Raw genomic sequence first — 7,255 nt, 5'->3', positions numbered from 1 at the left:
GCGGGGCTTCGTTCCGACCCAGGACCAATTCGACGCCTGGCTCGGTGCGCTCACAGTGGCCACGGACGAGGAGACGCCGCTTCGCGCCGCGGCGCTTCAAGCCTATCTCCGCTTCGGCAAAGGACTGCACCCGGCGCGGCTGAACCTGGCCGACTGCTTCGCCTACGCCTTGGCTAAGCAACTCGACGCGCCCCTGCTCTACAAGGGCGACGATTTCGCCAAGACGGACATCCGCTCGGCGTGTCAGCCGACGTAGCCCGCCGCGCGGCGCAGGCGATCGTTGATCGCTTCGCCGAGCCCGTCACCCGGGATGGGCGCCACGGCGATGGCTGAAGCGCCGGAGCGGTCGGCGGCGCGCAGGTAGGCGAAGAGGTTGGCGGCGGCCTCGGCCAGATCGCCCGCCGGGCTGAGGTTCAGGGGCTCCGGGAAGCCCGCACCGAAACCCAGCCAGACTTCGCCATCGCGCGGCTCCGTGGCGTTGAGGCGCATCGGCAGGTCAGGAGCGTAGTGGCGGGCCAGGCGGCCGGGCGACCGCTTGGCGTCGGCCTCGGCTTCGCTGAGCGGGCCGACCACGGCCTCGATCTCGGCGCGGGTGACGGCGCCGGGGCGCAGGAGACGCGGGAGGTCCAGCAGGGCGACGACCGTCGATTCCAGACCGATCCGGCAGGGCCCGCCGTCCAGGCCCGCGGCGGCCGCGGCGCCGGTCTCGGCCATGGCGTCGGCGAAGGTGGTGGGGCTGGGGCGGCCGGACCGGTTGGCGGAAGGGGCGACGAGCGGGCCGCCGAAGGCTTCCAAAAGGGCGTGGGCCAAGGGATGGGCGGGCGCGCGGACGGCCACGGTGTCGAGACCCGCGCGGGCCAGGTCGCACACCGCCCGCTCATCCGCCACCGGCAGCACCAGGGTCAAGGGGCCAGGCCAGAACCTCGCCGCCAGCCGCTCGGCCTGCTCGTCGAAGCGGGCGATCCGGCGTGCGGTCGCGACCTCCGCCACATGGGCGATCAGGGGATTGAAGGCGGGCCGGCCCTTGGCCTCATAGACCTTGGCCACAGCGCGCGGATCGGACGCGTCGGCCGCCAGTCCATAGACCGTCTCGGTCGGCAGGATGACCAGCCCGCCGGCCCGTAGCGCGGCGGCGGCGTTTTCGATGTCGGCGGCGGCGTCCACGGCGGCTCGTTACACCGCCGCGGGGGCGAACGCCTACTTGGGTTTGCGGAACTTGTAGATGAACTGGTCGGTGTGGCCGCGGATCGCCTTGTCGAAGACGATCTTCTTCAGGTCGTCGCCGGGGTTCTTGAGCGCCGTGCTTTCACCCACGAAGACGAAGCCTGCCGCGGTCACCTGCTGCTTGACGGTGGCCGGGTCGATGCGGTGCAGGGTGTCGGTGTCGCGCATGGCGGAGCCGGCCTCGGCGGTGTGGTCGACCACCAGGAAGACGCCGCCCGGCTTGAGCGCCTTGAAGACCTCGCGGTTCAGGACCATCGGGTCGATCTTGCCCATGAACTTGTCCGGATAGTCGTGATAATTCTGGACCGTGAACACCAGATCCACCGGCTCCGGCGTCGAGAATTCCGCGCCGGGCTGCAGGATGACCGAGGTGTTGGGATAGCCGGTCCGGGCCAGGCCCTGGTTCTTGATCGGGTCGGGCTGGGCCTCCTTGGCGTATTCGTTCGGCCAGATCATGTAGACGTGGCCCTTCTCGCCCACGATCTTCGAGAACACCTTGGTGAAGTAGCCAGAGCCCGGAATCAGGTCGACGACCTTGTCCCCCGGCTTCACGCCGGAGAAGGCGATGACCTCGGCGATGTGGCGGCGGGCATCGGCGTCGCGATCGTCGTCGCGACCCTTGTCGGAGACGGCGGCGGCCACATAGGCCGGGATGGCGGGGGCTGCGACCACGACGGCCGCGGCGAGGCTGGCGGCAGCGCAGGCGGCCAGGAGCAGGGTTCTCATCGGCAGGTCCTAAGGCCGGTGTGGCGAAGCTACCGGCAAGCTTCGGCCAGCGCCGAACCAAGTCAACGGCGCGGACCTACCGCTTGTCGCTCGCTGCGGTCGTTTGAGCGTTCAGTTGGACCCGGACCGTCACCTTGGCCGGCACCTGGTCGGTGGCGGTGAACTCGCCCTGGCCTACGCCGAACAGCGTCCGGTCGAGTGTGGCTTCGCCGCTCATCTGGGCCTTGTCGCCGACGATCTTCAGCTTGAACGGCAGGTCCACAGGCTTGGCCACGCCGCGCAGGTCGAGCGTCCCATGGGCCACATAGGCGCCCTCGGCCTTCTTCTCGAACTTCGTGGCCGTGAACACCGCCTTGGGATGCGCCGCCGCATCGAACCAGTCGCTGGCGGGCAAGGAGGCGTCGCGCTGATCGTCGCCGGTCTTCGCCGAGGTCATGTCGATGGTCACGACGACCTTGGATTTGTCGAGGGCGTCGGGGCCGAAGACAATGTCGGCCTTCCAGCTGTTGAACCGGCCATGGACGGCGTCGCCGCTCCAGCTGGTCTGGAAGTTCAGGCTGGAGCCGGGGGCGACCTTCCAGGTCACGGCGCCGGTCGGCGCGGGCTTGGGCGTGGCGGCGGCGGCCGGCGCAGCCGCCGTCCCAGCGGCGGGCGCGGCAGGGGCCTCAGGCAGGAAGGGCGCAGGCGGCGCGGCCTCGGCCGGCGGCGGCCCGGACGCCGGATGCGGCGGCTGCACCAGTTTGCCGAATGCCAAGGCGCCGACGACCGCCAGCGCGATCACGAGCAGGCGCACCTCCCACCAGCGGCCGGAAACGGCCCCAGGCGCCATGCGCGCCAGGACCGGCGTGTTGCGCTCGAAGAATTGATGCTTCAACGCCCCGCCCACGTGCAGGAGGAAGAGGCCGTAGAGGCCAAACGCCAGGAGGCCATGGCCCTTCTGGCCGATCTCGCGGGCAATCTGCTTGGCGGCCGGCGCAAGCGCGTCCGTCCCGGGAATGTTGGCCAGGGGCAGCGTCCAGAAGAGGATCGTCGGGATCGCCGTCTTGCTGGTCGAGACCATCAGCCAGCCGGTCAGCGGCATGCCGATCATGACCACGTAGAAGCCCCAATGGACGATCGTCGAGAGCACCTTCTCCCAGGGCGCCAAGCCCGCGGCGTGCGGCGGCGGCGGATTGGTCAGTCGCCAGCCGAGGCGAAGGATGCTCAGCACCAGGATCGTCATGCCGATCGACTTGTGCAGCTGCGTGAGCGCGAAGCCCTCCGGCGTCTTGCCGTCCATCCGCCAGGCGATCGAAACCTGGGCGACGATAGCGAGCGCGATCACCCAGTGCAGGACGATGGCGACGAGGGCGTAGCGGCTCTTGCCGCCCAGGCCCGGGGCGTTGCGCGCGTTGGTCATGGATGCCTTTCCAGCGAAGCTCGGCCCCTACCACTACTTCTTCTCGAACTCGACCTCGATGATCACGTCAACCTCGTCGCTGGTGAACTGGTTGAGGATCAGGCCGGTGAGACCGAAGTCGGACCGCTTGATCTGGGTCGCGCCGGAAAAGCCCAGGCGCGTGCCGATCGGGGTGACGCCGTGCCCGGCGCCGTCGAAGGTCACGTCAAGGGTCACCGGCCTGGTCACCCCGTGGAAGGTCAGGTCGCCGGTGACGGAGCCCTTGCCGTCGGCGCCGCCCGCCACCGACGTCGAGACGAAGGTGATGGTCGGATATTTGTCGGGTTCGAAGTAGCCGGCGATCTGCTTGTCGAAGGCGTTGTCGTGGGTGTCTACCGACTTCGGGTCGACGGTGAAGTTGACCTTGGTCTCCCGCCAATTGGCCGGGTCGTAGGTGAAGGACCCATCCAGGCCGTCCATGCGCAGGGTGTAGTGCGAGAAACCCATGTGGACGATCTTCACCGTCAGGCTCGCGTGCCTCTTGTCGAGGAGGTAGTCGCCGGCGGGCACCTTGGCCGGGTCGGTCGTCGAAGGCGCCGCGACGGCTGCGCCACCGAGGCCGAGGATCAGCGCAAGGATGGCGGCGCCGATGCGGATCATGGTCTAACTCTCCAGGTCGCGGCCAAGATGGGCCGCCGAACCTAGCCGAAAGTCCGCCGCAGCGGATTTACGGCGTATGAGCCACCGGACTTGCCCGGCGGCGGCGCGCGACCTATCGCTTACCGCGTCAGCAACGGGGGTGCGCGTGATCCGATTGGGCTTGAGAGCTGCCATGGCGGCATGCGTCGCCCTTCTCGCCGCGGGTCCCGCCGGCGCGGTCGACGGGCCCGCCATCACCCTTTATCGCCACGCCACCCTGATCGACGGGACCGGCGGGCCGCTACGGCCAGCCATGTCCGTGCTTGTCGAGGGCGAGCGGATCAAGGCCGTGGCGCCCGACGCCGAGCTGACCGCGCCCGCCGGCGCCAAGATCGTGGATCTGACCGGCAAGTTCCTGGCGCCCGGGCTGATCGACAGTCACGAGCACCTGGCGACGCCGCCCAACCGCCGCGCCGCCGAGGCGAACATGCGCCGCGACCTCTATGGCGGGGTCACCGCCATCCGCGACATGGCCGATGACCTTCGCTCGGTGGCCGAGCTGGCGCGCGAGTCCCGCGCCGCCGAGGTTCCAGGGCCGGACATCTATTACGCCGCCCTGATGGCAGGGCCGTCCTTCTTCGTCGACCCGCGCACCCATGCGGCGAACTTTGGCGTCGAACCGGGCCATGCGCCGTGGATGCAGGCGATCGACGCCCAGACCGACATTCCCAACGCCATCACCCTGGCGAAGGGGACATCGGCCACCGCCATCAAGATCTACGCGAACCTGCCGCCGGACCTGGTGGAGAAGATCGCGAAGGAGGCCCACCGCCAGGGCATGGTCGTCTGGACCCACAGCGCCATCTTCCCGACCACGCCGGAGGAGGTGCTGGCCGCGCACCCCGATGTGACCTCGCACACCTGCTACATGGCCTATCAGGTGGTCGGCGTGCCGGCGTCCTATCAAGCCCGCGTGCCGGTCGACCCGAAGAGCATGATCGGCGGCGACAACCCGGTCATGGCCCACCTGTTCGCGCGGATGAAGGCGCAGGGCACGCTGCTGGACCCCACCTTGCGCGTCTATGCCGAGGACGCCGAGCGGTTCGCCAAGAATCCAAAGGGCCGCCCGCCGCTCTGCCCGCTGGACCTGGCCGCGGCCCTGACCCGCCAAGCGTTCCGCGCCGGGGTGCCGTTGTCCACCGGAACCGACGGGATCGCGCCGGCCACCGATCCCTGGCCCACCGTCTATGACGAGATCGCACTCTTGGTCAGGAAGGCCGGCCTCACCCCGGCCCAGGCGATCCATGCGGCCACCGAGGTTGGGGCCCGCGCCGCGGCGCAAGGCGCCGACATGGGAACCGTCGCGCCGGGCAAGCTCGCCAATCTGATCGTGCTCGGCCGCGATCCGACCGCCGACGTGGAGAACCTGAAGAGCCTGGAGACCAGCATCAAGCGCGGCCGCGCCTATCCCCGCGCCGACTTCAAGCCGCCCACCGAACAGGAACTGAGAGACGCCCCATGAGCCTCGACCGCCGAACCGTCCTGGCTCTGGGCGCCGCCGCTGCCGCACCCGCGTTCGCGGCGCCCGCCGATCCCATCGCCGGCTGGACGGTGATCAATGCGCTGGGCGGCCTGAACGACCCCAACCATCCGGGCGAGGGGCCCGAAAAGATCACCCCGCGCATGCTGGCCGACGCCCGCGCGTCCGGCGAGACTGCGGTGAATGTGACGCTCGGCTACGTGTTCGGACCGCAAGAGCCGTTCGAGACCACGGTGCGCGACGTGGCCCACTGGGACAGCTTGGTCCGCGCCCATCCGAACGACCTGCAGAAGGTCCTCACCGTCGCCGACATCGCTCGCGCCAAAGCGGGCAAGAAGACTGGCCTTATCTATGGCTTCCAGAACTGCGCGATGATGGGCCAGGACGCCAAGCGCGTGGACATCTTCGCCGACATGGGCGTGCGGGTGTTCCAGCTCACCTACAACAACGCCAACCAGCTGGGCGACGGCTCTATGGCGCCGGAGGGCCGTGGCCTGACGCCTTTCGGCCGCGAGGTGGTCGAGCGCATCAACGCCAACCGCTGCATGGTGGACCTCAGCCACTCCGGTCGGCAGATCTGCCTCGACGCCGCGCGGGTCTCGAAACAGCCGATCTCGATCAACCACACCGGCTGCCGCGCCGTCACCGACCTGCCGCGCAACAAGACGGACGAGGAACTGCGCCTGGTCGCCGAGAAGGGCGGCTTCGTCGGCATCTATTTCATGCCGTTCCTGAACCTCTCCGGCCACGCCACGGCGGCCGACGTCGTGGCCCACATCGAATACGCGTTGAAGATCTGCGGCGAAGACCACGTAGGCATCGGCACCGATGGCGGTACGACGCCGATCGACGACCTGGAGGCCTACAAGGCGGCCCTGACCAAGGAGCACGAGGACCGGGTCCGCGCCGGCATTTCGGCGCCCGGCGAGCGGGCCGACACCCACCCCTTCGTCGACGATCTTCGCGGGCCGGACCAGTTCCGCAAGCTGGCGCGGCTGCTGGAACAGCGCGGCCACAAGCCGGCCCGCGTCGAGAAGATCCTCGGCGGCAACTTCGTGCGCTACGCCCACGACATCTGGGCCGCGCAGGCTTAAGAGAAGCGCCGATCTGAGCTGGAGCCGTCCATGACCTTCCGCGCGCCCGTCCGGGACCTCGCCTTTGCGCTGTCCAGCGTCGGTCACGACGCCCTGATCGCCCGGGCCTTCCCCGACCTCGACAGCGACACGGTCGCGGCGGTGCTGGAGGCGGCCGGCGGCTTTGCCGCCGATGTGCTGGCCCCACTGAACCGCGGCGGCGACGTGGCTGGCGCGCGCTACGAGAACGGCAAGGTCAGCGCCGCGCCCGGCTTCGCCCAGGCCTACCAGGCCTTCGTTGAAGGCGGCTGGAACTCGCTGAGCGCCGACCCGGACCATGGCGGCCAGGGCCTGTCGAAGGCCATGGAGCTGGCGGTCTTCGAGATGGTCCACTCGGCCAACATGGCCTTCGGTCTTTGCCCGATGCTGACCCAGGGCGCCATCGAGGCCATCGCCCTGCACGGCACTGACCGGCAGAAGCGCCTGGTGCTGCCGAAGCTGGTCTCCGGCGAATGGACCGGCGCCATGTGCCTGACCGAGCCGCAGGCCGGGTCCGACCTCTCGGCGCTCACCGCCATGGCCCGGCCGGACGGCCAGGGTGGCTGGCGCCTCTCGGGCCAGAAGATCTTCATCACCTGGGGCGACCACGACGCCGCCGAGAACATCTGCCACCTG

The 7,255-nt window shown here is 69.4% G+C and carries 8 protein-coding genes; 4 read left to right on the top strand and 4 right to left on the bottom strand.

All coding sequences use genetic code 11. The features are described 5' to 3' along the window. On the top strand, positions 1-256 hold a 256-nt coding region (locus tag E8A12_RS14455; protein WP_293369970.1), incomplete at its 5' end, for a type II toxin-antitoxin system VapC family toxin. On the opposite strand, the gene E8A12_RS14450 is transcribed toward E8A12_RS14455, so the two are convergent. The 4 genes from E8A12_RS14450 to E8A12_RS14435 all read right to left on the bottom strand — a co-directional run bounded on the left by E8A12_RS14450 (position 244) and on the right by E8A12_RS14435 (position 3,988). Further along, on the bottom strand, positions 244-1,164 hold the full coding sequence (locus E8A12_RS14450) for an L-threonylcarbamoyladenylate synthase (RefSeq protein ID WP_293369968.1): 921 nt from the start codon (positions 1,162-1,164) through the stop codon (positions 244-246). The genes E8A12_RS14455 and E8A12_RS14450 overlap by 13 nt on opposite strands. A gap of 33 nt (positions 1,165-1,197) precedes the next feature. Then, complete coding sequence (locus E8A12_RS14445) at positions 1,198-1,950, bottom strand: class I SAM-dependent methyltransferase (RefSeq protein ID WP_293369966.1); 753 nt, start codon at positions 1,948-1,950, stop codon at positions 1,198-1,200. Between the two features lie 76 nt (positions 1,951-2,026). Continuing rightward, the gene (locus E8A12_RS14440) at positions 2,027-3,349 is read right to left on the bottom strand and encodes a YceI family protein (protein ID WP_293369963.1); all 1,323 of its coding nucleotides are present in this window, start codon (positions 3,347-3,349) and stop codon (positions 2,027-2,029) included. A gap of 33 nt (positions 3,350-3,382) precedes the next feature. Continuing rightward, positions 3,383-3,988 carry a YceI family protein gene (locus E8A12_RS14435; protein WP_293369961.1) on the bottom strand — a complete coding sequence of 202 codons (606 nt, stop codon included), beginning with the start codon at positions 3,986-3,988 and terminating at the stop codon, positions 3,383-3,385. 172 nt (positions 3,989-4,160) lie between these two features. Between E8A12_RS14435 and E8A12_RS14430 the strand changes: the two genes are divergently transcribed. The 3 genes from E8A12_RS14430 to E8A12_RS14420 form a co-directional block, all read left to right on the top strand. After that, a complete protein-coding gene (locus E8A12_RS14430; protein WP_293369959.1) occupies positions 4,161-5,489 on the top strand; it encodes an amidohydrolase family protein in 1,329 nt (442 codons plus the stop codon). Next, positions 5,486-6,601, top strand: coding sequence for a membrane dipeptidase (locus tag E8A12_RS14425; protein ID WP_293369957.1), 1,116 nt, complete (start codon positions 5,486-5,488; stop codon positions 6,599-6,601). The genes E8A12_RS14430 and E8A12_RS14425 overlap by 4 nt, the downstream gene beginning before the upstream one ends. Positions 6,602-6,631: 30 nt before the next feature. Then, positions 6,632-7,255, top strand: a 624-nt coding sequence (locus tag E8A12_RS14420) for an acyl-CoA dehydrogenase family protein (protein ID WP_293369955.1), incomplete at its 3' end; no start/stop codon positions are given.

Source organism: Phenylobacterium sp. (assembly GCF_004799395.1).
In the GTDB taxonomy this organism is placed as follows: Bacteria; Pseudomonadota; Alphaproteobacteria; order Caulobacterales; family Caulobacteraceae; genus Phenylobacterium.
This window is presented reverse-complemented; position numbering and strand designations above follow the sequence as displayed.

What these genes read in the sequence shown, in the direction of transcription:
- E8A12_RS14445 (WP_293369966.1), bottom strand. Translation starts at nt 1,950, where the DNA reads ATGAGAACCCTGCTCCTGGCCGCCTGCGCTGCCGCCAGCCTCGCCGCG.
- E8A12_RS14440 (WP_293369963.1), bottom strand. Translation starts at nt 3,349, where the DNA reads ATGACCAACGCGCGCAACGCCCCGGGCCTGGGCGGCAAGAGCCGCTAC.
- E8A12_RS14435 (WP_293369961.1), bottom strand. Translation starts at nt 3,988, where the DNA reads ATGATCCGCATCGGCGCCGCCATCCTTGCGCTGATCCTCGGCCTCGGT.
- E8A12_RS14430 (WP_293369959.1), top strand. Translation starts at nt 4,161, where the DNA reads ATGGCGGCATGCGTCGCCCTTCTCGCCGCGGGTCCCGCCGGCGCGGTC.
- E8A12_RS14425 (WP_293369957.1), top strand. Translation starts at nt 5,486, where the DNA reads ATGAGCCTCGACCGCCGAACCGTCCTGGCTCTGGGCGCCGCCGCTGCC.